Genomic DNA, 23,094 nt, shown 5'->3' with positions numbered 1-23,094 from the left:
GCTCGCGCGTCTGCGGCATCGGGCCGTCGGCGGCCGAGCACACCAGGATCGCGCCGTCCATCTGCGCCGCACCGGTGATCATGTTCTTGACGTAGTCGGCGTGGCCGGGGCAGTCGACGTGCGCGTAATGGCGGGTCGGCGACTCGTATTCCACGTGCGCGGTCGAGATCGTGATGCCGCGCGCCTTCTCTTCCGGCGCCGCGTCGATCGCGTCGTAGGCCTTGAATTCACCACCGAAGCGCTCGGCACCAACCTTGGTCAGCGCCGCCGTCAGCGTCGTCTTGCCGTGGTCCACGTGGCCGATCGTGCCGACGTTCACGTGCGGCTTGGTGCGTTCGAATTTACCCTTTGCCATGCGCGCTAAACCCCGATGGAGTCAATGAAAAAAAGAAAACCTGCCGTAGGCCCGGAGCGACCGGCGGCAGCCGCGTGAGATGGTGCTCATGACAGGAATCGAACCTGTGACCTCTTCCTTACCAAGGAAGTGCTCTACCGACTGAGCTACATGAGCGAAAACGTTTGGAGACGAGATCAATGGAGCGGGAGACGGGAATCGAACCCGCACCATCAGCTTGGAAGGCTGAGGTTCTACCATTGAACTACTCCCGCCTGGTACAACTCCCGGCTTGACACCAGGTCCTGCGCGGAACTCGTCTGATGGTGGAGGGAGGTGGATTCGAACCACCGAAGGCGTAAGCCAGCAGATTTACAGTCTGCCCCCGTTGGCCGCTTGGGTATCCCTCCAACAAAGAACGCCTATTTTCGCGAGCGGGCCCGGGTGTGTCAACAGTTTGCGACGGTCAAATCCGCGTTTGGCCACATCCGGTGCGACTGATTCCTCGCGCGTCCACCGTCCGGATCGCTTGCACCGTCCACGACGGCCGCCATATCCGTGCAAGGCCACCCGGAAGCATGCCATGCCCGCACCGTTGAACGTTCCCTGCCCTCACTGTGGCGCACTCAACCGCGTTCCTGCCGGTCGCCTGGCCGAACAGCCGGTGTGCGGCCGCTGCAAGAAGCCACTGTTCGAGAGCCGGCCGATCGAGCTGACGATGGCCAACTTCGACGCCGTGGCCGGACGTGGCGACCTGCCGGTGCTGATCGACTTCTGGGCACCCTGGTGCGGTCCCTGTCGCGGCTTCGCGCCGGTGTTCACCGAGGCGGCGCGCCAGTTCGAACCGCGCCTGCGCCTGGCCAAGGTGGATACCGACGCGCAACCGCAATTGTCGCAGCGATTTGGCATCCGCAGCATTCCCACGCTCGCCCTGCTGAGCGGCGGCCGCGAGATCGCCCGGCAGGCGGGGGCGCTCAGCGCCGCGCAATTGCGGCAGTTCGTCGACCACGCGCTGCAATGAGCCTGCACGGGTCAATTGAGCGCCATTCTCGGTCGACGGCTACCACGCTCCTGCGGACGATCTAGGAGCTGCAGGACAGCATCGAGCAACCGGCGCGCTGCTTCGCCCATTCGGGACGCATGCGCGCGAAGCGCTCGCGTTCGGGCTGCTCCTCGTAAGGGCGGCGCATCACGTCCAACAGCTCATGGATCTGCGCATAGTCGTCCTGCTCCGCGCGATCGATCGCCTCCTGGGCGAGATAGTTGCGCAACACATATCTGGGATTGGCCAGCTGCATGCGGCTGCGACGCTGCACGGCCGGCAGCGGGTCCTCGCGCAAGCGCGCGGCGTAACGCCCCAGCCAGTCCCGCAGCATCGGCTCGGCAGCCTGGCGTCGGCCTTCGTCGTAGCACACGCCCGCCAGCACGTCCGGCGAGGGCGCGGCAGGATCCAGCTCGATCAGCGCGCGCCAGGTGAGAGTCATGTCGGCCTCGGCCTCGCGCATCCAGGCATGCAGGCCGTCGCGCAGTTCCAGGTCTTCGTCGCCGGCCGTGGCAATGCCCAGCTTCGCCGCCGCGTTGGCGCGGTCGGATGCCTCCCACGTGCGGACGTAGCGATCGAGCCCCGCCTGCAACGGCGCGACATTGGCGAACAGGGGCGACAACGCGCTGGCCAGCCGGCTGAGGTTCCACCACGCCACGTTCGGCTGCTGGCCAAAGCGGTAGCGCCGGCGCCCCGCGTCGGTGGTGTTGGGCGTCCACTCCGGGTCATAGTCGTCGATCCAGCCGTAGGGGCCGTAGTCGATCGTCAGGCCGAGGATCGACATGTTGTCGGTATTCATCACCCCATGCACGAAGCCAACGCGCATCCACTGCGCCATCAGTCGCGCGGTGCGTTCGCAGACCTCGCCGAACCAATCCGCATAGAGCGCCTCGCCCCGCCCTTGCAGGCGAGGGAAATCACGCCGGATGGTGAAGTCGACCAGTTGGCGCAGCAGCGCCACATCATTGCGCGAGTAAGGCAGTTCGAAGTTGCCGAAGCGGATGAACGAGGGCGCGACGCGGCAAACGATCGCACCCGGCTCCTCACGCGGATTGCCGTCGTAAAACATGTCGCGCACCACTGTTTCGCCGGTCTCGACCAGGCACAACGCGCGCGTGGTGGGAATACCCAGGTGATGCATCGCCTCGCTGCAAAGGAACTCGCGGATCGACGAGCGCAACACCGCGCGGCCATCCGCGCCACGCGAGTACGGCGTGGGGCCGGCACCCTTCAGTTGCAGCTCCCAGCGCTGTCCGTGCGCGTCCAGCGCCTCGCCCAGCGAAATCGCCCGGCCGTCACCCAGTTGCCCGGCCCATACGCCGAACTGGTGGCCGCCGTAGTTGCTGGCCCACGGCTCCATGCCTTCCAGCAGCGCATTGCCACCGAACACGCGGGCGAAGTCCGGGCTTTCGATGTCCCGCGCGGAGAGACCGAGCGTCGCCGCCATTTCAGCCGACCAGGCCACCACGCGCGGTGCCCGCACGGGCGTTGGGTGGACATGCGACCAAGCGGCGCCTTCCACCTGGCGCAGGCGCGTTCCGTGCTCGGGATCGCCCGCGAGATCGCGCAAGAAGGCATTGTCGAAGTCCAGGCGCATCACGGGATGATCGCACGCCGGTCCAGCAGGTAACGTTCGCCCGCGACACACCCGCAAACACGAATGTTTAGCGCGCGGAATCGCCCGAAGCCCCATACTGACGTGTGAACGACGACTTCGAAGACGATCGCTACGCCACGAGCGTGGACCCCTCCGTGCAATGCACGGCCTGCGATGCGGTGTGCTGCCGATTGACCGTGGTCTTGATGCCCGAGGACGATGTGCCCGACTGGCTGGTCACGCACGACGACCTTGGACTGGCGACCCTCGCCAAGGGTGAGGACGGTTGGTGCGCGGCGGTCGATCCGAACACCTCGCGCTGCACGATCTACGAGCAACGCCCCGCGATCTGCCGCAAATACACCATGGGCAGCCCCGGCTGCCGGGACGAGCGGCGCAAATGGTATGGCCCGTCCGTCCCTACGCCGGTGAAGCTCCTGTAAAAGCTCCTGCCGTCGGGTCGGCAACGCATGCGGGCCCAGCCGCTCCTACGCAAGCGATGGCGGCTCGAAGGCTTTGGCGATCTCGTCCGCCGCCAGCGCGCGCCACGTGCCCGGCGCCAGGCCGTCGAGCGTCAGCCGACCGATCGCCACACGTTCGAGCGCGTCCACGTGGTTACCCACGGCGGCGAACATGCGCCGCACCTGGTGATAGCGCCCCTCGGTGACCGTCAGCCTGGCCCGACGCGGCCCGAGCGGCTGCAACCGTGCCGGGGCGAGCGGCGTAGTTTCCGATTCCAGCATCAGCGTGCCGCTGGCGAACACCCCGCCCTCGTCGCCGCGCAGGTCGCGGGCAAGCGAGGCCTCGTAGACCTTGGCGACGTTCGCCTTGGGCGAAATGATCCGGTGCAGCAGCGCGCCATCGTCGGTGAGCAGCAACAGCCCGGACGTGTCGCGGTCGAGCCGCCCGACGGTCGACAGCGCCGGATCGCGGCGCCGCCAGCGCGGCGGCAGAAGGTCATAGACCAGCCGTCCCGCATCCTTGCGCGAGCAGGTGTAACCGGTCGGCTTGTGCATCAGCAGCACCAGACCCGCCGGTGGATCCAGCGGCTCGCCGTCGATGCGGACGTCCGCGTGTTCGGCCCGGTCGTCTGTGTAGAGGACCTCGCCCGCCGGATCGGTCACCCGCCCTTCGCGGAACAGCTGCATCACTTCCTTGCGGCTGCCGTAGCCGAGGTTGGCAATGAGGCGTACCAGCTTCATGCACGTACCGCCTCGATCACCTTGAAGCCCTCCTGCATGGCCACCGTTCGCACGTGGGCGAAGCGCGCAGCCAGCGTGGCCTCGTACGGCAGGTGCCGGTTGGCGACCATCCACAGGCGACCGTGCGGAAGCAGCGCATCGGCAGCCACGTCGATGAAGGCGCGGCCGAGCCCCGGCAAGTCCGCGCGACCCTGGTGGAACGGCGGATTGGTCACGATCGCATCGTAGCGGTGCGGCAGGCCGGTGGTGACATCGTGCCAGCGCACGTCCGCGTCCATTTTCCGCCCGCTCGCAGCGATCGCCTCGGCGAGGTTGACGCGGGCCGGCTCCAGCGCGCGTGCTTCGGCTTCGTACAGATCCACGGCGGTGACGCCAGGGCAGCGCGCGATCACCTGCGCCGCGAGATAACCGTAGCCCGCGCCAAGGTCGGCGACACGGCCGACCAGGTCGTGCGGCAGCTGCGCCGCAAGCAGCGCCGAGGCGGTATCGATGCGATCCCAGGCAAACAGCCCGGAACGGCTGAGATAACCACCGGCGATCCGGCGTGGCGCGTCGAACGCCTCCCACTCGGCCAGCCGTGCGGTGTCCATCGCGTCGCCGGCGCCGGCCCAGAACACGCGGCACTTGTGCTTGGACAGGCTGTGCACCGCGCCAAACAGCTGCACGGCATCGGCTTCGGCCGATTTCGCGCCTTCGGCATTGGGCACCGCCACCAGCACGACGCCGCCGGACTGCAGGTGTCGCGCGGCGCGGGCGAGCAGGGCGCGAGCCTCATCGCGCTGACGCGGCGGCAGCACGAGGACCAGCGCAAACCGGTCGTCCTGCGCCGGCTCGCCGACGGTCATGCCCGCCCGGCAAAGCTCGTCGGCAAAGGGCCTGAAACTCTGCGCGCAAAGCCAGCCAGGACCGGCGAATGCACGCAACGACGCACCCTCGCGGGCACGCAGGAAAAGCACCCGGCCATCATCAGGCAGACGCAGCTCGCCGCTGGCGATGGGTAGGAACAGAGCGTCCAGTTGGGGCGCGGGCGCGGTGGCGACGGTTGCTGCCATCGGATTCGGGCTGACAGGTGGGAGCGCGATTCTACGCGTTGATGCCGGTGGCAACGCGGCAGCGGCCCGGAGCACCAGGCAAGACGCGGTGCGTGAAGCCCACCCTGCCCAGGTTCGCCTAGCGGGCGACCGAGCCGGCGCGCACCAGATACTGCACGCTGAACATGCGCTCGGGGTCCAGCCACACGCGCAGTACCTCCAGCCCGGCCTTGCCCGCAAGCGTGGCGAAGTCCTCCAGCGAGTATTTGCAGCTGACTTCCACCCGGATCGCCTCGTCCTTGCCGAAGGCGACCTGGCTGCGGCCCACCCGCACTTTCTGCTCGCACTGGCTGACCAGGCTGGTTTCGATGCGGCCGGCCAACGCGTTGTAGTGTGCGCGGTGGCGAAACGCGGCCAGATCGAAATCGCTGCCCAGCTCGCGATTCAGGCGCGCGAGCATGTTGAGGGTGAATTCCGCCGTGACGCCGGCGGCATCGTTGTAGGCCGCCTCGATCAGGGACGTGTCTTTCTTCAGATCCGCGCCGATCAGAATGCCGCCATTCTCGCCCATCTCCGTACGCATCTTGCGCAACAGGGCGATCGCCTCGCGCGCGTCGAAATTGCCGATGGTCGAGCCGGGGAAATAGACGACCGTGCGTCGCGGCGCGCGCGGGGGGATCGGCAGACGCAGCGGACGCGTAAAGTCGCCGCAGAGCGGTTGGACCGGAAGTTGCGGAAAGTGCTCGCCCAGGCGCCGTACGCTCTGCAGCAACGGTTCGGGTGAGATTTCCACCGGAACGTAGCTCACCGGCGAGGCCATGTGCTCGAGCAGCAGGCGCGTCTTGGTCGCGCTGCCACTGCCGTACTCGACCAAGCGCACATCCATGCCCAGCGTGTCGGCGATGCTGGCGGCGTGCTCGCGCATCAGGGCGGTCTCGCAGCGGGTCAAATAGTACTCCGGCTGCTCGCAGATGCGCTCGAACAGCGCCGAGCCCTGCGCGTCGTAGAAAAGCCACGAGGGCAGGCGCTTGGGCTGCGCGCGCAGCCCGCGGCGGACGGTCTCCAGCAGCCCGCCGGCGGGCGGGGTGCGTCCGTCGGCGGGCAGGTCCAGGGCACGGATGTTCATCGGGGCAATGCTCCTTAGAGTTCTTATCGGTCCTTGGCCAGGCGCAGGCCGGCGAACTGCCAGCGCGCCTGCGGGGGGAAGAAGTTGCGGTAGCTCGCGCGCACATGGCCGGCTGGAGTGGCGCACGAACCGCCACGCAGCACCCACTGGCCACACATGAACTTGCCGTTGTATTCGCCGAGCGCGCCCGGCAGGGGACGGAAGCCGGGATAGGCCACGTAGGGCGATGCAGTCCACTCCCAGGCGTCGCCGTACATCTGCGTCAGGCCCGTGCCGCCGGCGGGCTGCGGTAGCCGCGGCACGCCGTCGAGCAGGTTGCCCTGGACCGGCAGCGTTGCGGCCGCAACCTCCCATTCGGCTTCCGTGGGCAGTCGCGCACCGGCCCAGCGGGCGAAGGCATCGGCTTCGTAGTAGCTCAGGTGGCAGACCGGCGCACCGGGATCCAGCGCCTGCACGCCGGCCAGCGAGAACGCGCTGGCCAGGTCCTGCCTCCAGTAGATCGGTCGCTGCCATGCTTCGCTCTGCACGGTGGCCCAACCATCGGACAGCCACAACGACGGCTCGCGGTAACCGCCGTCGTGCACGAACGCGGCGTACTCCTCGTTGGTGACCAGGCGATTGGCCAGCGCATGGGGCGCCAGCAGCGTGCGGTGCCGCGGGGTTTCGTTGTCGAAGGAAAAGCCGTCGCCCGCATGGCCGATCGCGGCCACGCCCTCCTCACCCGGCAGGAACTGCAGGGAAGCCGGCGCCATGGACACGGACGGCGCTGCCTGCAGGTACGACGGCAACAGCGGATTGTTCCAGAAAGCATGGAGGATGTCGGTGAGCAGCAATTCCTGGTGCTGCTGCTCATGCTGCAGACCGAGCTCGATGATCGCGGTCGGCGCAACCTCGTCCCCGCGCAGCAACATCGCGCCCAGGGCCTCGTCGACATGGCGGCGATACGCCAGCACCTCTTCCAGCGAGGGCCGCGACAGCAGGCCCCGTTGCGGCCGCGCGTGCATCGGGCCGACGCTCTGGTAGTAGGAATTGAACAGGTAATGCCAGGACGGGTCGCGCGGGCGGTAATGCGGATCGCGCCCGAGCACGAACTGCTCGAAAAACCACGTGGTATGCGCCAGATGCCACTTCGCCGGGCTGGCGTCGGGCATCGACTGCACCATCATGTCTTCGGCCGTGAGACCCGCGCAGAGCTGCAGGGTCTGTTGGCGGACCCGCCGGTAGCGCTGCGCGAGAGTGTCGCCGGCGAGGGGGCTCAGCTGCGTCATGGCCTGTTCCTTCGTGGGTCGGACGCGCGGTTCGCGTGGGCGTTGCCGGTGACGCGGTACCGCGGAGCGGATCGAACCGTAGGCATCCTGCAAGCATGGCGTACCCCCCGTTCAATACGTGTGATCGGCCGATGGCAAATTCCTGACACGGCGCCGCTGGCGCCGGCGATGCCGGCGCGCGATGCTGGAGGGGCTTGCCCCCCATGCGCCTTTCCCCTCGCGAGGTGATGCCATGAAACGCCTGCCCGTCCTGCTGTTGCTTGCTACCGCAAACTGCGCCGCCTCTGCCGCCGGCGCGCCCGGCAAGGCGTTGCCCTACGCGCAATGCATCCAGACCGACAAGATCAACGAATGGCACGTCGTGGATGCGCGCACCGCGCTGGTGCGCACCGGCCCGTACCGCTACGTGGTGCACCTGGCCGCCGACTGCCCGCGCCTGGGGATCGGCGCACCAGGTCTCCTGCTGCGTGCGAGCGAGTCGGGCAAATCCGTCGGCGACGGCCGCATCTGTGGACAGGTCGGCGAAACGGTCAGCGCCCGCGACCAGCCGGCCTGCGCGATCTCCTCGGTGGAGATGGTCGACAAGTCGACATTCGAGCAGATGCGCCAGCACGCGGCGCGCCATGGCAGCGTGGCGGAATTGCCGCCTGGCGGATGATGCCGCGGACGAAAAAAAGCCCGGGATGCCCGGGCTCTTTTTCGTCGGAATGTCGGTCTTCAGTCACCGTCGCCGTAGTAGCCGACGTAACGGGTGGATGGCGCCTGATCCACATAGACCGTGCGCGTCTCCACCACGCGGCGGGTGACGACCGGTTCCTCGTAGACCACCCGCACCGGGCGGCGGTAGACCGGGCGCTCGTAGACCACCTCGCGCGGCGGCGGATTGAGCGCGTCGTCCACCAGGCCGATCACGGCGCCGGCGACGATCGCCCCGGCCACCCATCGACCGCCGCTCCAGTGGCCACGGTCGTAGCGGTCATGGTCGCGCCAGCCGCGGTCATGCCAGCCGCGGTCGTAATGGCCGCGGCCGTGCCAGCCCCGGTCGTGCCAGTCGTGCGCCGATGCTCCCACCGGCAGCGCTGCGGTCGACGCCAGCAGCAGGGTCGCCATCGCCAGCGCGGGTTTGGCCAGCCAATGCGTGCTCATGCAGATGCCTCCAATCGGGCGGTGTTGCCCTTCATGGCGATGCTCCGGCTGGCGGGCTTAATCGGCACTTAAGCGCGCGGCGCGCGGCGCGAGCCCAGAATCGAACTGCGCGCCACGACTGTGGGAGCTCCCTTTTTTGGTGCTCCCACACGAGTGGCCGGACTCAGACGTTGAACAGGAAGTGCAGCACGTCGCCGTCCTTGACGACGTAGTCCTTGCCTTCCTTGCGCAGGCGCCCGGCCGAGGCGGCGCCGGCTTCGCCCTTGTACTGGATGAAGTCGTCGTAGGAGACGGTCTCGGCGCGGATGAAGCCGCGCTCGAAGTCGGTGTGGATCACACCGGCGGCCTGCGGAGCGGTGGCGCCCTTCTTCACCGTCCAGGCGCGCACTTCCTTCACGCCCGCGGTGAAGTAGGTCTGCAGGTTGAGCAGCTTGTAGCCGGCGCGGATCACGCGGTTGAGGCCCGGTTCGTCCAGGCCGAGATCCTTGAGGAACTCGTCGCGGTCGGCGTCTTCGAGCTGCGCCATTTCTTCCTCGATCGCGGCGCACACCGGCACCACTTCGGCGCCCTCGGTGGCGGCGCGGGCGCGCACCGCGTCCAGGTGCGGATTGTTCTCGAAACCGTCCTCGCGCACGTTGGCGATGTACATCAGCGGCTTGAGGGTGAGCAGGAAGAGGTCGCGCACCAGCGCCTTCTCCTCCTCGTCCAGACCAATGCTGCGAGCGGACTTGCCTTCGTTGAGCGCGGCGGCGAGCTTGGCCAGCACGGGCTTCTTCGCGAGCGCCTCCTTGTCGTTGGCCTTGGCCGCGCGCTCGGCGCGGTTGAGCGCCTTCTCGACGGAGTCCAGGTCGGCCAGCGCCAGTTCGGTGTCGATCGTCTCGATGTCGGCGATGGGATCGACCTTGCCGGCCACGTGCACGATATCGCCGTGCTCGAAACAGCGAACCACGTGGGCGATCGCGTCGACTTCGCGGATGTGCGCCAGGAACTTGTTGCCCAGCCCTTCGCCCTTCGACGCGCCGGCGACCAGGCCGGCGATGTCGACGAACTCGACCGCGGTCGGCACCACCTTCTGCGGATTGACGATCGCCGAGAGCGCGTTGAGGCGCTCATCGGGCACCGGCACCACGCCCACGTTCGGCTCGATCGTGCAGAACGGGAAGTTGGCCGCGGCGATGCCGGCCTTGGTCAACGCATTGAACAGGGTGGACTTGCCGACGTTGGGCAGACCCACGATGCCGCATTTGATACCCATGATGGGGCTCCGGGAAACAGGTAGGAAAACAGAAGCCTGGGATCGTAAAGAACGGACGGTGCGCCTGCGCGCTCACGTCCGGCTATCCGTTCCCCGCTCCCGCGGTATGCAGTTGCTGCATCGCCTTGTCGAACTGGCCTGCCACCGCCAGGGGCAGCACGTCCAGCGCGCGGGCAATGCCGTCGAGGATCGCATCCTCGTCCTGAGCGGATGGCTTGCCGAGCACCCAAGGCGTGACCTTGTCCTTGTGGCCCGGATGGCCGATGCCGATGCGCAGGCGGTGGAACTTGCCGTGGCCCAGGTGCTGGATGGTGTCGCGCAGGCCGTTCTGGCCGCCGTGGCCACCGTCGAATTTCATCCGCACGGTACCGGCCGGCAGATCCAGTTCGTCGTGCGCCAGCAGGCACTCGTCGGGCTGGATCTTGTAGTAGCGCAGCGCGGAGGTGACCGCGATGCCGCTCTTGTTCATGAAAGTGGACGGCTTGAGCAGCCATACGCTCTCGCCGCCGATTCGCACGCGGCAGGCCTCGCCGTGCAGCTTGCCGTCGAAGGCAAAGCGCTCGCCCTGGCCGGAAGCCAGCGCGTCCACAAACCAGAACCCGGCATTGTGCCGGGTCCGGAGGTATTCGGCGCCGGGATTGCCCAGGCCGACGATGAGCTTGAGTCCAGCCATGCCTTAAGCCGATGGCCGGGCCTCCCGCGGAAGGGAGGCCCGGACTTCGCTTACTTCTTCTCGGCAGGCTTGGTTTCGCCTTCCGGCGCAGCCGCGGCTTCGGCGGCCGGCTCGGCCTCTTCCTTCACCGTGTTGGCGGTGACCACGGCAATGTCGTGGTCCGCGCCCAGGTTCAGCGCCGGCAGGCTCACGCCCTTGGGCAGCTTGATCTGCGACAGGTGGACGATGTCGCCGGGCTTGAGGTCGGCCAGGTCGAGTTCGATGAACTCCGGCAGGTTCGCCGGCAGGCACGACACTTCCACTTCGGTCAGGTTGTGCGAGATCACCACGCCGGAGGTCTTGCCGGCCGGCGACTTCTCCTGGTTGAGGAAGTGCAGCGGCACGTTCACGCGGACCGCTTCGTTCTCGTTCACGCGCAGGAAGTCCATGTGCAGCATCTGCTGCTTGAACGGATGCTTCTGCCAGTCGCGCACCAGCACCTTCTGCACCTTGCCGTCGACGTTCAGGTCGAGGATCGAGGAGAAGAACCACTCGTTCTTGGCGGCGAGCAGGATGGTGTTGTGTTCGATCTGGATGCTCTGCGGCGGCTGGGTGCCACCGTAGACGACGGCAGGCACCATCGCCGCGTGACGCAGGCGGCGGCTCGCACCTTTCCCCTCGTCACTGCGGTTCTGTGCCTTGATTTCATGAATCTGGGCCATGTTCGTTTACTACCTTGGTTGTGTTTTGCCCGCCTCGCGGCGGACGAGCGACTTCCCCGCGACCAGGAAAGTCCGTTACTTCCGCGCGGCATCCGTGCCGCGAAAATCAGGCCTGCCCTTCCTGGGCGGGCTTCCAGCTTTCAATCCACGTACAACGAGCTCACCGACTCGCCGAAGGCGATGCGGCGGATCGTTTCGGCCAGCAGCTCGGCGACCGAGAGCTGGCGGATCTTGCTGCAAGCCTGCGCCTCGGGGCGCAGCGGCAGCGTGTTGGTGACCACCAGCTGGTCGAGCTGGGAGTTCTCGATGTTGCCGATTGCCGCGCCCGAGAGCACCGGGTGCACGCAGTAGGCGACGACCTTGCGCGCGCCGCGCTCCTTCAGGGCCGCGGCCGCGGCGCACAGGGTCCCGGCGGTATCGACGATGTCGTCGACCAGCACGCAGGTCTTGCCGTCGACCTCGCCGATGATGTTCATCACGGTGGCGACGTTGGCCTTCGGGCGGCGCTTGTCGATGATCGCCAGGTCCGCATCGTCCAGCCGCTTGGCGATCGCGCGGGCGCGTACCACGCCGCCGACGTCGGGGCTGACCACGATCAGGTCGTCCATCGAGTAGTTGCGCCAGATGTCCGCCAGCAGGATCGGCGAGGCGTAGACGTTGTCCACCGGCACGTCGAAGAAGCCCTGGATCTGGTCGGCGTGCAGGTCGACCGTCAGCACGCGGTCGACGCCGGCGGTACCGATCAACGTGGCGACCATCTTGGCGGTGATCGGCACGCGCGCCGAGCGCGGACGGCGATCCTGGCGGGCGTAGCCGAAGTACGGCATCACCGCGGTGACGGTGGCAGCCGAGGCGCGCTTGAGCGCGTCGACCAGGGCAAGCATCTCGATCAGGTTTTCCGCGCTCGGCGCGCCGGTCGGCTGCAGCACGAACACTTCCTGCTTGCGGACGTTCTCCTCGATCTCGATCTGCACCTCGCCATCGCTGAACTTGCCGACCAGGGCCTTGCCCAGCGGCACGCCGAGCCGTTGCGCGACGTCCTCGGCGAGGGTGCGGTGGGCGTTGCCGGTGAAGAGCATCGGGGTGGACGTGTCCACGGTGTTTCCTCGAAAAAAGCCATTCGTGAATGGCTGGGGCGGCAGGATTCGAACCTGCGCATGCGGGAATCAAAATCCCGTGCCTTAACCAGCTTGGCGACGCCCCAGTGTTTCGTTTGGCGGGCCGTCGTCCTGACTGCCCGTCGTGTGTTTCAAGCCCGCAACGGCTGCCCCGGCGATGCGACCCGCGCGCGGTGGCGCGCCAAGGCGCGATGCAAGGGCGAAACCTCCACCCCCGCGGCCAGTTGCGCCGCGAACGCCGGAGGACACTGCCGCACCACCTTTCGCGCCTGCGCGAGCGAGGCGGTTTCCAGGAACACGCATCCGCCGCTGCCGGAAAGCCGGGCGCGACCGAAGCGCGAGAGCCAGTCCAGCGCCGCGGCCACCTTGGGGTGTCGCGCGCGCACGACCGGCTCGAACGCGTTTTCCGCCGTTTCGCCGGAAGCAAAGGACGAAATTGTCGCCGGAGGTGCATTTCGTGTCAATTCAGACGCTTGAAACAGGGCCGCGGTGGGCACGTGTTCGCCCGGGTCGAGCACCACGTACCAGCGTCGCGGCAGCGCCACGGGGTTAAGTCGCTCGCCCACCCCCTCGGCCCAGGCCGAGCGGCCGCGAACGAACACCGGCACATCGGCGCCCAACCGGTGCGCCAGGCCGGCCAGCACGTCCTCGTCCAGGCCGCAGCCCCACAGGTGGTTGAGCGAGACCAGCGCGGTGGCCGCATCGGAACTGCCGCCGCCGAGGCCACCGCCCATCGGGATGCGCTTGTCCACGGCGATCTCGGCGCCCAGCGCCACGCCGGTTTCCACCTGCAGCAGGTGTGCGGCGCGCACCACCAGGTCGGCGTCCGACGGCACACCAGGCACCTCGTTCGCGCGCACGATCGCGCCGTCCTGGCGCACCCGCACGCGCAGTTCATCGCCCCAGTCGAGCAGGCGGAACACGGTCTGCAGATCGTGGTAGCCGTCGGCGCGGCGGCCGACGATGCGCAGGAACAGGTTGAGCTTGGCCGGCGCGGGCCAGGCGGTCCACTCCTCGCGATCGGGCGCACCGAGCGGGCGCGACATGAACACGCGCAGGGCGTCGGGGAAACCGTTCTCGCGATCCCGCTCGCGGGCTCGGGCGAAGGACGGCTCGTTCTTGTCCACCTGTGCGAAGCCATGCTTCGCATAGAACGGCGCATTCCATGGCACGTCCGCCAACGTACCCAGGTCGACGCGGCCATAGCCGGCCGCCCGCGCCCAGGCACAGGCGTGCTCGAGCAGCGCGGCGCCGATCCCGCGGCGCCCGTGCGAGGGCAACACGTCGATCTCGGCGATTTCGACAGCGCCATCGGCCATGCCGTCCTGCAGCCACACGAAACCGACCGGCGCGCCCTCCTCCAGCGCGACCCAGACCAGGCCACGCGTCACCGCCACTTCCAGCAACTCGGGGGGAATCGCCATGGCCGCGTACGCATGCCACGCGCGATGGCCGCGGAACAGTTCCACCGCCTCGCGCTCGATCGCGCACAGCGCGGGGACCTGCGCCGACACGGCGCGCACGAGGGTCACCGCCATGGCGTCAGCGCCCGCAATCGGCGCAGGGCGCCGGGCCGAGCTGGAAGCTGTCGATCGACAGCTTGACCTTGTAGGGCGGGCGGCTGGCGAATACTTTCTGGGGCAACGGCGGCTGCTGTGCCTGGTCCCAGGCGCGGTAATCCACCGTCCAGCCATCCTGGGTGAGCAGCGACGGCAAGTCGTGTTCGCCGAAGCGCAACTCGGCCGATGCACCGGGTGCGCGCAGGCCCAGCACCCAGGCGCGCAAGTCGTCCAGCGGCACCTCCCAGCCCAGCGCCTTGCGCATCAGCGCCTCGGCGTCGGGGCCACGAAGCGGCCCGCCTTCGATACCTTCCAGCAGCGCGCCCTGGGGGCCGCCGCTGAGGCGGAAGCTCTTGCCGGTGATCGGCGCACGCAGCTGGAAGTCGTAGCGCTCGCCGTCCTGCATCCAGCGCAAGCTGCCGCTGCCACCGTCGTGGCCATCGGAAACGGCAAGGTGACCTTCGAGCGTCCACTGGCGGATGTCCGCCAGTTGCCCTTCGCGTGTGGCCTGCGCGGCGAGTGCGGCCTCGTTGGCCGGCTTGCGCACCGGCACCGGCGCGCAGGCGGCCAGCAGCAGGCCGGCTGCCGCGACCGGGAAGAGGAGGCGCCTCATGGTTCCAGGCGCCGCAGGGTGTCGCGCAGGTTGGCGTTGCGCGGATCGATCTTGCGTACCTGGTCGAACACGTGCTTCGCATCCTGGCGCTTGCCCAGTTTCCACAGCACCTCGCCCAGGTGGACACCGACGTCGGCGTCTTTCGCGGCGCTCCAGGCCTGGCGCAGCGCGCGCGCGGCCTCGTCAAGGTGGCCCAGGCGGTACTGCAGCCAGCCCCAGGAATCGGCGATCGCCGGGTCATGCGGCTTGGCCGCGCGGGCCGCCTCGATGAGCTGCTTGGCTTCAGGCAGGTCGCGGCCAGCGTCGGCCAGCGTGTAGCCCAGCGCGTTGCTGGCGTCGATATCGTCCGGCTTGAGCTTGAGCAGGTGGCGGAAGTCGGCCACCGCGTGGTCGACGTTGCCCGCCTCCGCATTGGCCAGGCCGCGGCCATAGAGCAGGCCGGGATCGTCCGGCAGCACCTGCAGTGCATGGTCGTAGGCCTTCGCGGCCTGCGCATAATGCCCCTCGCGCATGTACAGCTCGGCGTCAGCCTGCCAGGCGCGGCGCAATTCCTCGGGTTGATCGAGGTAGGCGGTTTCCAGTTGTTCCATCAGCGCATGCGCGTCGTCCACTTTGCCCTCCGTGTGCAGGATCACCGCGCTGCGCAGGTCGGCGTCGAAGGCGTGCGGATCGTCGTCACCCACCTGGTCGTACCAGTCCAGCGCCTCATCGTTGCGGTCCTGCATCTCGGCCAGCTGGCCGAGCAGGAAGGCGCTGCTTTCACGTACGTCGGAGGGCGCCTTCTTGAGGTCGCGGTACAGCCTGGCCAGCGCCGTCTTGTCGTGCGCCTGCGCGGCCAGCCCGGCGCGCAAAGCGTAGGTTTCGGCGCTTTGCGGGCCCTTGTCGAGCAGCTTTGCAGCGGCCTGGTAATCGCCGCCCTGGCTGAGCAGGCTGGCGTACGTAAGGCGAAGGCGCACGTTGTCCGGCGAACGGGCCAGCGCCTGCTTGAGCAGTCCGGTGGCCGCTTTCTTGTCGCCGGCCTTGAACTTCATCTGCGCCGCCCAGGCGTAGGTCTCGGTCTCGTGGAAGCGCACCACCGCGGCATCGGCGATCTGCATGGCGTACTTTGGCCGGCCGAGCTTGTCGCCCAGCTCGCTCATCGCCAGCCAAGCCTGCGGATCGGCCGGCAGCCGGTCGGGCGTGGCCAGGGTTTCGAGCAATTGGGCTGCCTGCGCCGGATCGCGCGCGCCGACCAGGGCGCGACCGAAACGGCGCCAGGCGTGCGGATCGCCGCTGCCGACCAGACGCTCCAGTTGTTCGCGCGCGCCGGCGGTATCACCGGTGGCCAGGGCGAGTTCGGCGCGCGCCTGGGCCAGGTCGGCGGTGCCGGCGCCGAGCGCCTGCCAGCGGTCGATCGCTTGCTGCGTGGTTTGGGTGTCGCGCACCGCCAGGGCCAGCTCCACTGCCCGCTGGGCGACCTTGGGGTCGTCCGACAGCGCCATGGCCTGGGCATAGCGGGCCGAAGCACCCTTGAGGTCGTTGCGCGTCAGCGCCATTTCACCGGCCAGCAGCTGCGCGAGCAGGTCGTGCTGCTCGTCCGGCGTGACGACGGCAAGCCGGTCCAGCGGCTGCCTGGGAGCAGGCGCGGAAGCCTTGCCGCCGGGCAGGCTGGCGCAGCCGGCCAGGCCCAGCGCGAAACCGGCCAGGCCCGCAAAATGCCGCAGTTGCTTGAACTTGCCCTTCACGCTCAGCACACTAGTCCTCATCCCATCGTCCGTCCGGCCCGTACCTGATCGCGCCCCGGTACCGAAAGCTTAGCCTACGCCGCCGCGGATACCCCGTCGTCAATTCGCATTCCACGCCATGCCGCTGATCGCCCTCGGGCTCAATCACCTCACCGCGCCGGTCAGCCTGCGCGAACAGGTGGCGTTCGACGCGGACGCCGCCGGCGAAGCGCTACGCGAACTGCGGGCCGAGCCGGGCGTGGAGGAAGCGCTGATCCTCTCCACCTGCAACCGCACCGAGCTTTACGTCGGCGTGGCCGAGGGTGCCGAGCAGGCGCCGCAGGCGTGGCTCAACCGCCACCATCGCTTGACCCCGGGCAAGCTGGACGAGTTCCTCTACCGGCATGACGAGGACGCGGCGGTGCGCCACATGTTCCGCGTCGCCACCGGACTGGACTCGATGGTGCTGGGCGAACCGCAGATCCTGGGCCAGGTGAAGGACGCCTACCAGCTCGCGCGCGACGCGCGGGCGCTTGGCGCGCCGCTGGACCGCCTGCTGCAGCACACCTTCGCCGTCGCCAAGCGCGTGCGCACCGACACCCGCATCGGCGCGCATACCGTTTCGGTGGCCTTTACCGCCGTGCGGCTGGCCGAGCAGGTGTTCACCGACCTGAAGCAGGCCTGCGTGCTGTTGATCGGCGCCGGCGACACCATCGAGTTGGCCGCGCGCCACCTGGTGGACAAGCAGGTCAGCCGCCTGATCGTGGCCAACCGCACACTGGAAAACGCGCAGGAACTGGCCACCCGCTACGGCGGTTACGCCATCGCGCTGGCCGATCTGCCGCAACACCTGGCCGAGGCCGACATCGTGATTTCCTCGACCGCCGCCCGCCAACCTGTAGTGACCCGGCCGATGGTCGAGCGGGCGGTCGCGGCGCGCAGGCGCAAGCCGATGTTCATGGTCGACATCGCGGTGCCGCGCGACATCGATCCTACGGTCGCGTCGCTGGAGGACGTGTACCTCTACGCGATCGACGACCTTCAGCAGGTCATCGACGGGAACCGCCGCTCCCGCGAGGCCGCGGCGCGCGAAGCCGAGACGATCATCGACCTGCAGGTCGACCACTACATGGCCTGGCGTCGCGCGCTGACCCTGCGCAATCCGGCGATCGACCTGCGCCAGCACGCCGAGCGCTATCGCGACGAGGTGCTGGTCAAGGCCCAGGCGATGCTAGCCCGCGGCAAGTCGCCGGACGAGGCGCTGGCGTTTCTCGCCAACACGCTGACCAACAAGCTGCTGCACCATCCCAGCGCACGCCTGCGCGAGGCGGCGCTCAACGGCGACCTGGATCTGCTGCATGCGGCCGGGCGGCTGTACGGACCCACCGACGAGCCCACCGACAAACGGTAGGGGCGCACCCCGTGCTCGTCCGGCGATAATCGCTCCGTCGCGGTCGCGCACTTTCGTGCGCTCCTCCCATTGGAAAACGCATCGGCATGACCCCATCGATCCGCCGCAAACTCGAGTCCCTGGCCGAACGCCATGAGGAGATCGGCCTGCTGCTCGCGCAGCCGGACGTGCTCGCCGACGCCAACCGCTTCCGTGAACTGTCGCGCGAGTACGCGCAGATCGAGCCGGTTGCGGCGGCCCTGCGGGAACATGACGGCGCCGAGCGCGAGCTGGCCGAGACGCGCGCCATGCTGGCCGACCCGGAGCTGCGCGAGATGGCCTCCGACGACGTCGAGCGCCTGGAAACACGCCTGGCGGAACTGGACGGCGAGCTGCAGATCCTGCTGCTGCCGAAGGACCCGCGCGACGAGGCCAACCTTTTTCTGGAAGTGCGCGCCGGCACGGGCGGCGACGAGGCGGCCCTGTTCGCCGGCGACCTGTTCCGCATGTACGCGCGCTACGCCGAACGCCGCCGCTGGCACGTGGAAGTACTGAGCGAAAGCCCCGGCGAACACGGCGGCTACAAGGAAATCGTCGCGCGCATCGAGGGCAAGGGCGCCTACTCGCGGCTGAAGTTCGAGTCGGGTACGCACCGCGTGCAGCGCGTGCCCGAAACCGAGTCGCAGGGGCGCATCCACACTTCGGCCGCGACCGTGGCGATCCTGCCGGAAATGGACGAGATCGATGAGATCGAGATCAATCCGGCGGACCTCAAGACCGACACCTTCCGCGCCTCCGGCGCCGGCGGCCAGCACGTCAACAAGACCGACTCCGCCATCCGCATCACGCACCTGCCCAGCGGCATCGTGGTCGAGTGCCAGGACGAGCGCAGCCAGCACAAGAACCGTGCCCGTGCGCTGTCGCTGCTCAAGGCGCGCCTGCTCGACGAGGCGCAGAGCAAGCAGGCCGCGGCACAGGCACAGGAGCGTCGCTTGCAGGTGGGCTCGGGCGACCGCAGCCAGCGCATCCGCACCTATAACTTTCCGCAGGGCCGCATCACCGACCACCGCGTCAATCTCACCCTGTACCGCCTGCCCGAAGTGCTGGCCGGCGAGCTGGACGAACTGGTCGACACGCTCACGCGCGAGCACCAGGCCGACGAGCTCAAGAGCCTCGCTTCATGACCGGCGCGCGCGCCGAGCTCGAGGCGACGCTGCACCGCCTGGCGCACCTGCTGCGCCAGGGTGCCAGCAGGGATGCCGAAGAGGTTGCCGCGCGGTCGCGCCGGAGCTTTCCGCTGTCCGGCGAACTGGTCCGGCTGCATGGCATCGCACTGTTGCAGCTGGGGCGCCGCCACGACGGCCTCAGCGCGCTGCACCGCGCCGCGGAGTTGGCGCCGGACAGCATCGAAGTGCAGTGCAACCTGGCCAACGTCGCGCTGGAGGACGGTCGTCCCGAGGCCGCCATCGAGCGCCTCCACGCCGCGTTGGCGCGCAAGCCCGGCGATCCGGTCATCCTGCAGGTACTGGGCGTGGCGCTGATGGTCGCCGTCCGGTACGAGGACGCTCGCGAGGCCTTTGCCCAGGCGCTGCGCGCGGCGCCGCAGCACCCCGGCCTGCGCCTCAACCTGGCCGAAGCCGAGCTGGAACTGGGCGATACCGCAACCGCCCTGGCGCATGTGCACGAGGCGCTGAAGCTTGCGCCGCGCCTGGATGCCGCCCACGCCCTGCTCGGGCATGCACTACAGGCCTCGGGCCGCAGCGCGGAAGCTGCCCAGGCCTGGCTGGAGGCCGAGCGGCTGACGCCGCGCGAGCCGCGGTTCGCCTTCCAGGCGGCGCGGATGCTGGAGGAAACCGGCCAGTTGAGCGCCGCCGCGGATGCCTACGCCCGCGCGCTGAGTTTGGCTCCGCAGTCCGGCGCAGCTCTCAGCCGCCTCGCCTGCATGCGACGGCGGCTGGCCGACTGGCGCGAGCAGGAGGCGTTGACCGCACGCCTTCGCGACGCGGTGGAAAGCGGTCGATCCGGCATCGTGCCCTTCGTGCTGCCGCTGGAGCCATTCGGCCGCGCGCTCCAGCGCAAGGCCATGGAAACGTTCACCCGCAGCATCGAGCAACAGCTCGCGCCCCTGCGACAGAAGCTCGCCTTCGCCCTGCCGCGGCCCGCACCCGACGCGCCGATACGCGTCGGACTGGTTTCCGACGGTTTCGGTGAACATCCGATCGGCCGCACCGTGGCTGGCCTGGTCGAGGCGCTGGCCGCGCTGGGCGGACTGGAGCTGCACCTGTTCGCCACGACGGCCGATGACGGCGGACCGATCCGCCAGCGGCTGGTGGCGGCGGCCCCGTTGCATGCCATCGACACCGTGCCGCCCCCACAGGCGGCCGAGCGCATCCACGCGCAAGGCGTCGAGGTGCTGTTCGATCTCACCGGCTATGGCGAACACACAAACGCCGACATACTGGCTTTGCGTCCCGCGCCCTTGCAGGTGAACTGGCTGGCCCTGCCGGGCACCGCCGGCGCGGCATGGATCGACTACATCCTCGCCGACACCGTGGTGCTGCCGGCGCCGCATCGCGGGGACTACAGCGAAAAAGTGCTGTCGCTGCCGCGCTGCTTTCTGCCCATCGACACCCACATCGCCACGCCGCCACCCACGCGCGCCGAATGCGGCTTGCCGGAGACGGGCACGGTGTTCGCCTGTTTCAACGCCATCGCCACGATCGGTCCGGATGCCTTCGCTCGCTTCGTGCAGGTACTGCACGAAGTGCCCGGCAGCGTGTTGTGGCTGCGCGCGGCACCGGACGGCGGGGAGGAACGCCTGCGCGCCGCCGCCGCGACCCTGGAGGTTCCACCGGGGCGGCTGGCCTTCCTGCCCGACCTGCCGCACGCGGAACACCTCGCCCGCTATGCGCTGGTCGACCTGTGCCTGGATACCCTGCCCTGCGGCGGCCGCACCACCGCCGCCGACGCGCTGGGGGCCGGCTGTCCATTGCTCACCTGCGCCGGCGACACCTTCGCCGGGCGCATCGCCGCCAGCCTGCTGCACCACGCCCACCTGCCCGAACTGGTGGCCGACGATCCCGACGCCTTCGTGGCGATGGCCGTGCAGTTGGGCCGCGACCGCGCTGCCCTGACCGCCATCCGTACCCACCTGACCGGCCTGCGCGCGACGTCGCCGCTGTTCGACATGCCCGGTTTCGCCGCCGATTTCCGCCGCGTGGTGCAGACGATCGGCACCCGCCACCGCATCGGCCGGCCGCCGATCGACCTGGATTTCTGACCGTTCGCGGAGCGGGCTTCGCCCCCCCCCCGCGAGGTTCAGCCCGTCGTGAAAGAACGCGGCGGCTCACCGTCATGATGCGCGCGCTCGACGCCCTCCACCTCCGCCGCCGGCGGCCCCTGCCACAGCCACCGTTCCAGCGCGTCGAGCGCCTCGGGTGAACCGTGCGCGACCACTTCGACCCGGCCGTCCGGCAGGTTCCGGGCGTGGCCGGTCAGGTCCAGTTGCCGCGCCTGGCCCCGGGTACTGGCGCGATAGAACACGCCCTGCACCCGACCACTGACGAGGAAACGCGCGGCCGCCATGTCACTGGCCGATCGCCGCGTCCAGCGACTGGCCGGTCACCGGACCGACGAAGCGCTTGGCCACGTGGCCGTCCGGCGCGATCAGGTAAGTGGTGGGCAAGCCACGCGGTTCGTCGAAATCCTTCGGCGAATCGTCCAGCGAAACCTGGGCAATCGGGTAGCTCACCGGATGCTTGGCGAGAAAAGCCTGGATGTCCGCCTTGTCGCTGTCTTCGTAAGCCAGGCCGATCGCACGCACGTTGGCGTGCGTCTTCACGAAGTGCGAGATGTCCGGCATCTCCTTGATGCAGGGCACGCACCAGGTGGCCCAGAAGTTCACGATCACCCAGTACCCGCGCTGCGCGGCCAGGTCGAACGGCTTACCGTCCAGGGTCGTCACTTTCAGCGACGGCTGCGCCGGCATCGCCGCCTGCACGGGAACCGCGGCGGCGAGCAGGCACGCGGCAAGCGCGAGCGGGGCGAGCTTCATGGGATGGGGTTCTCCGGTTCGGGCGTGGGTGGGAACGTGTGGTCCAGCCGTCGGCCAAGCGTGTCGTCGAGCATCCGCGCGACCTCGGCCAGCAGTTCGATCAGCGCCGCCGGCAGGTTGATGCCCAAGGCTCGCGCTTCGTCGACGGGCCGCAGCGGCAGGCGATAACTGGTGTGACGATACACCCGCAACAGATCGGTGCTGTCGAGGCTGCGGCTGAGCAGCCAGCCGCCTGCTTCGCCACGCTGGATCAAATCGGCGCGCTGCAGGTCGTCGAAGTACGTGGCGATGCTGGCACTGCGCAGGTAGGGCTCCTGCAGGCGCACGGTCGCGGGATCCACGCTGCAGCCCTTGCGCTGCGCCTCGACGAAGTGACGCAGCACCACCATCAGGCCGAGGAACTCGGCGCCTTCCTGCAGGGTGGCCGCTGGCGCGTGGTACTCGTAGGCCGACAGCGACGCGGCCACCGAAGCGCCCAGGATCGCGATCACCCAGGACAGGTAGATCCACAAGAGGAAGATCGGGATGGTCGCCAGCACGCCGTAGATCTGCTGGTAGCTCTGCGCGTTGCTGACGAACAGCGTGAAGCCCCAGCGCGCGATCTCGAACATCACCGCGCCGAGCAGCGCGCCGATCGCCGCATCGCTGCGGCGCACCTTGCAGTTGGGGATCGCCGCGTACATCAGCCACAGGGTGACGAAGGTCACCACGAACGGCAGCACGCCGAGCAGGCGCTGGCCCAGGCCCAATTGCGCGTAGGCGCCGGCAAGCAGCGGCATGGCCGTGACGTACGAAGTCACCGCGATGCCGCCGACCGCAAGAATCGGCCCGAGCGTCAGCGCCGCCCAGTACAGCAGCAGGCGCGAGCTCCAGCTGCGCGCCTGGTGCACGCGGAAGATGCGATTGAGGCGGTCCTCGATGCTGATCATCATCGACAGCGCGCTGAACAGCATCACCAGGATGCTGATGCCGGTGAGCTGGCTGGCGTTGGCGGCAAAGGTCTGCAGAGTGTTCTGCACCTTGGCCACGGTCGAGGGCAGAAAGTTCTGGAACACGAAGGTGAGCAGCACGTCGCGCGCGCTCTGGAATACCGGGAACACCGACAGCATCGCCAGCACCGCCACCATCAGCGGCACCAGCGAGACCAGCGTGGTGTAGGACAGCGCACCGGCGGTCTCGAAGCACTTGTCGTCGATGAACCGCTGCCAGATGAAGCGGCTGAAGCTGAGCGCGCGGTCGCGATCGAAACGCCAGGCCATGGATGGCACCATCAAGCAGAAGG

23 protein-coding genes and 4 tRNA genes are annotated in these 23,094 nt (G+C 68.5%); 6 read left to right on the top strand and 21 right to left on the bottom strand.

From position 1 onward, the window contains the following. From ACFWZ4_RS15285 to ACFWZ4_RS15270, 4 genes are all read right to left on the bottom strand, one after another. Positions 1 to 355, bottom strand: a 355-nt coding sequence (locus tag ACFWZ4_RS15285) for a GTP-binding protein (protein ID WP_439705518.1), incomplete at its 3' end; no start/stop codon positions are given. Between the two features lie 80 nt (positions 356 to 435). Continuing rightward, positions 436 to 511: transfer RNA gene (locus ACFWZ4_RS15280), tRNA-Thr, on the bottom strand. A 24-nt stretch (positions 512 to 535) separates the two neighbouring features. Beyond that, positions 536 to 609 (bottom strand) — tRNA-Gly (locus tag ACFWZ4_RS15275). 49 nt (positions 610 to 658) lie between these two features. After that, positions 659 to 744 (bottom strand) — tRNA-Tyr (locus ACFWZ4_RS15270). A 173-nt stretch (positions 745 to 917) separates the two neighbouring features. Here ACFWZ4_RS15270 and trxC point away from each other — a divergent pair. Further along, complete coding sequence (gene trxC / locus ACFWZ4_RS15265) at positions 918 to 1,355, top strand: thioredoxin TrxC (RefSeq protein ID WP_439705517.1); 438 nt, start codon at positions 918 to 920, stop codon at positions 1,353 to 1,355. A 61-nt stretch (positions 1,356 to 1,416) separates the two neighbouring features. On the opposite strand, the gene ACFWZ4_RS15260 is transcribed toward trxC, so the two are convergent. Then, on the bottom strand, positions 1,417 to 2,976 hold the full coding sequence (locus ACFWZ4_RS15260) for a protein adenylyltransferase SelO (RefSeq protein WP_439705516.1): 1,560 nt from the start codon (positions 2,974 to 2,976) through the stop codon (positions 1,417 to 1,419). Between the two features lie 101 nt (positions 2,977 to 3,077). On the opposite strand from ACFWZ4_RS15260, the gene ACFWZ4_RS15255 reads away from it, so the two are divergent. Beyond that, positions 3,078 to 3,416 carry a YkgJ family cysteine cluster protein gene (locus ACFWZ4_RS15255; protein WP_439705515.1) on the top strand — a complete coding sequence of 113 codons (339 nt, stop codon included), beginning with the start codon at positions 3,078 to 3,080 and terminating at the stop codon, positions 3,414 to 3,416. 45 nt (positions 3,417 to 3,461) lie between these two features. On the opposite strand, the gene ACFWZ4_RS15250 is transcribed toward ACFWZ4_RS15255, so the two are convergent. From ACFWZ4_RS15250 to egtB, 4 genes are all read right to left on the bottom strand, one after another. Then, entirely contained in the window at positions 3,462 to 4,175 is a 714-nt protein-coding gene (locus ACFWZ4_RS15250) for a pseudouridine synthase (protein WP_439705514.1), read from the bottom strand. Continuing rightward, the gene (locus ACFWZ4_RS15245; protein WP_439705513.1) at positions 4,172 to 5,227 is read right to left on the bottom strand and encodes a class I SAM-dependent methyltransferase; all 1,056 of its coding nucleotides are present in this window, start codon (positions 5,225 to 5,227) and stop codon (positions 4,172 to 4,174) included. The genes ACFWZ4_RS15250 and ACFWZ4_RS15245 overlap by 4 nt, the downstream gene beginning before the upstream one ends. A 118-nt stretch (positions 5,228 to 5,345) precedes the next feature. Next, positions 5,346 to 6,332 carry an L-histidine N(alpha)-methyltransferase gene (gene egtD, locus ACFWZ4_RS15240; RefSeq protein ID WP_439705512.1) on the bottom strand — a complete coding sequence of 329 codons (987 nt, stop codon included), beginning with the start codon at positions 6,330 to 6,332 and terminating at the stop codon, positions 5,346 to 5,348. Positions 6,333 to 6,355: 23 nt separating this feature from the next. Next, complete coding sequence (gene egtB, locus ACFWZ4_RS15235) at positions 6,356 to 7,600, bottom strand: ergothioneine biosynthesis protein EgtB (RefSeq protein ID WP_439705511.1); 1,245 nt, start codon at positions 7,598 to 7,600, stop codon at positions 6,356 to 6,358. 232 nt (positions 7,601 to 7,832) lie between these two features. On the opposite strand from egtB, the gene ACFWZ4_RS15230 reads away from it, so the two are divergent. After that, positions 7,833 to 8,258 (top strand): DUF6491 family protein, encoded by a 426-nt coding sequence (locus tag ACFWZ4_RS15230; protein ID WP_439705510.1) that lies wholly within the window; start codon positions 7,833 to 7,835, stop codon positions 8,256 to 8,258. A 59-nt stretch (positions 8,259 to 8,317) separates the two neighbouring features. On the opposite strand, the gene ACFWZ4_RS15225 is transcribed toward ACFWZ4_RS15230, so the two are convergent. From ACFWZ4_RS15225 to ACFWZ4_RS15185, 9 genes are all read right to left on the bottom strand, one after another. After that, positions 8,318 to 8,746 (bottom strand): hypothetical protein, encoded by a 429-nt coding sequence (locus ACFWZ4_RS15225; RefSeq protein WP_439705509.1) that lies wholly within the window; start codon positions 8,744 to 8,746, stop codon positions 8,318 to 8,320. 163 nt (positions 8,747 to 8,909) lie between these two features. Further along, complete coding sequence (ychF, locus tag ACFWZ4_RS15220) at positions 8,910 to 10,001, bottom strand: redox-regulated ATPase YchF (protein ID WP_231324141.1); 1,092 nt, start codon at positions 9,999 to 10,001, stop codon at positions 8,910 to 8,912. A gap of 82 nt (positions 10,002 to 10,083) precedes the next feature. Beyond that, on the bottom strand, positions 10,084 to 10,674 hold the full coding sequence (gene pth, locus ACFWZ4_RS15215; protein ID WP_439705508.1) for an aminoacyl-tRNA hydrolase: 591 nt from the start codon (positions 10,672 to 10,674) through the stop codon (positions 10,084 to 10,086). A 50-nt stretch (positions 10,675 to 10,724) separates the two neighbouring features. Next, on the bottom strand, positions 10,725 to 11,375 hold the full coding sequence (locus tag ACFWZ4_RS15210; RefSeq protein ID WP_439705507.1) for a 50S ribosomal protein L25/general stress protein Ctc: 651 nt from the start codon (positions 11,373 to 11,375) through the stop codon (positions 10,725 to 10,727). Positions 11,376 to 11,515: 140 nt separating this feature from the next. Next, positions 11,516 to 12,454, bottom strand: coding sequence for a ribose-phosphate diphosphokinase (locus ACFWZ4_RS15205; protein ID WP_439705526.1), 939 nt, complete (start codon positions 12,452 to 12,454; stop codon positions 11,516 to 11,518). Positions 12,455 to 12,502: 48 nt separating this feature from the next. Next, positions 12,503 to 12,579: transfer RNA gene (locus tag ACFWZ4_RS15200), tRNA-Gln, on the bottom strand. Between the two features lie 45 nt (positions 12,580 to 12,624). Beyond that, on the bottom strand, positions 12,625 to 14,031 hold the full coding sequence (gene ispE / locus ACFWZ4_RS15195; protein ID WP_439705506.1) for a 4-(cytidine 5'-diphospho)-2-C-methyl-D-erythritol kinase: 1,407 nt from the start codon (positions 14,029 to 14,031) through the stop codon (positions 12,625 to 12,627). A 4-nt stretch (positions 14,032 to 14,035) separates the two neighbouring features. Next, positions 14,036 to 14,665 (bottom strand): lipoprotein insertase outer membrane protein LolB, encoded by a 630-nt coding sequence (gene lolB, locus ACFWZ4_RS15190; RefSeq protein WP_439705505.1) that lies wholly within the window; start codon positions 14,663 to 14,665, stop codon positions 14,036 to 14,038. Beyond that, the gene (locus ACFWZ4_RS15185; protein WP_439705504.1) at positions 14,662 to 16,410 is read right to left on the bottom strand and encodes a tetratricopeptide repeat protein; all 1,749 of its coding nucleotides are present in this window, start codon (positions 16,408 to 16,410) and stop codon (positions 14,662 to 14,664) included. The genes lolB and ACFWZ4_RS15185 overlap by 4 nt, the downstream gene beginning before the upstream one ends. 97 nt (positions 16,411 to 16,507) lie before the next feature. On the opposite strand from ACFWZ4_RS15185, the gene hemA reads away from it, so the two are divergent. From hemA to ACFWZ4_RS15170, 3 genes are all read left to right on the top strand, one after another. After that, positions 16,508 to 17,779, top strand: a complete 1,272-nt coding sequence (gene hemA, locus ACFWZ4_RS15180; protein ID WP_439705503.1) for a glutamyl-tRNA reductase — start codon at positions 16,508 to 16,510, stop codon at positions 17,777 to 17,779. A gap of 86 nt (positions 17,780 to 17,865) precedes the next feature. Continuing rightward, a complete protein-coding gene (gene prfA / locus ACFWZ4_RS15175) occupies positions 17,866 to 18,942 on the top strand; it encodes a peptide chain release factor 1 (protein ID WP_439705502.1) in 1,077 nt (358 codons plus the stop codon). Next, entirely contained in the window at positions 18,939 to 21,038 is a 2,100-nt protein-coding gene (locus tag ACFWZ4_RS15170) for an O-linked N-acetylglucosamine transferase family protein (RefSeq protein WP_439705501.1), read from the top strand. Before prfA ends, ACFWZ4_RS15170 begins: the two co-directional genes overlap by 4 nt. A gap of 38 nt (positions 21,039 to 21,076) precedes the next feature. Here the strand turns inward: ACFWZ4_RS15170 and ACFWZ4_RS15165 are convergent, their stop codons facing one another. Genes ACFWZ4_RS15165 through ACFWZ4_RS15155 form a run of 3 tightly spaced genes read right to left on the bottom strand, consistent with a single transcriptional unit; the run spans position 21,077 to position 23,071 of the window. Next, positions 21,077 to 21,343 carry an acylphosphatase gene (locus tag ACFWZ4_RS15165; protein ID WP_439705500.1) on the bottom strand — a complete coding sequence of 89 codons (267 nt, stop codon included), beginning with the start codon at positions 21,341 to 21,343 and terminating at the stop codon, positions 21,077 to 21,079. Between the two features lies 1 nt (position 21,344). Beyond that, entirely contained in the window at positions 21,345 to 21,812 is a 468-nt protein-coding gene (locus tag ACFWZ4_RS15160) for a TlpA family protein disulfide reductase (protein WP_439705499.1), read from the bottom strand. Further along, positions 21,809 to 23,071, bottom strand: a complete 1,263-nt coding sequence (locus ACFWZ4_RS15155) for a YihY family inner membrane protein (protein ID WP_439705498.1) — start codon at positions 23,069 to 23,071, stop codon at positions 21,809 to 21,811. Before ACFWZ4_RS15155 ends, ACFWZ4_RS15160 begins: the two co-directional genes overlap by 4 nt. Between the last annotated feature and the right edge of the window lie 23 nt (positions 23,072 to 23,094).

Source organism: Frateuria sp. GZRe12, from assembly GCF_051900535.1.
Classification (GTDB): domain Bacteria; phylum Pseudomonadota; class Gammaproteobacteria; order Xanthomonadales; family Rhodanobacteraceae; genus Frateuria_A.
This window is presented reverse-complemented; position numbering and strand designations above follow the sequence as displayed.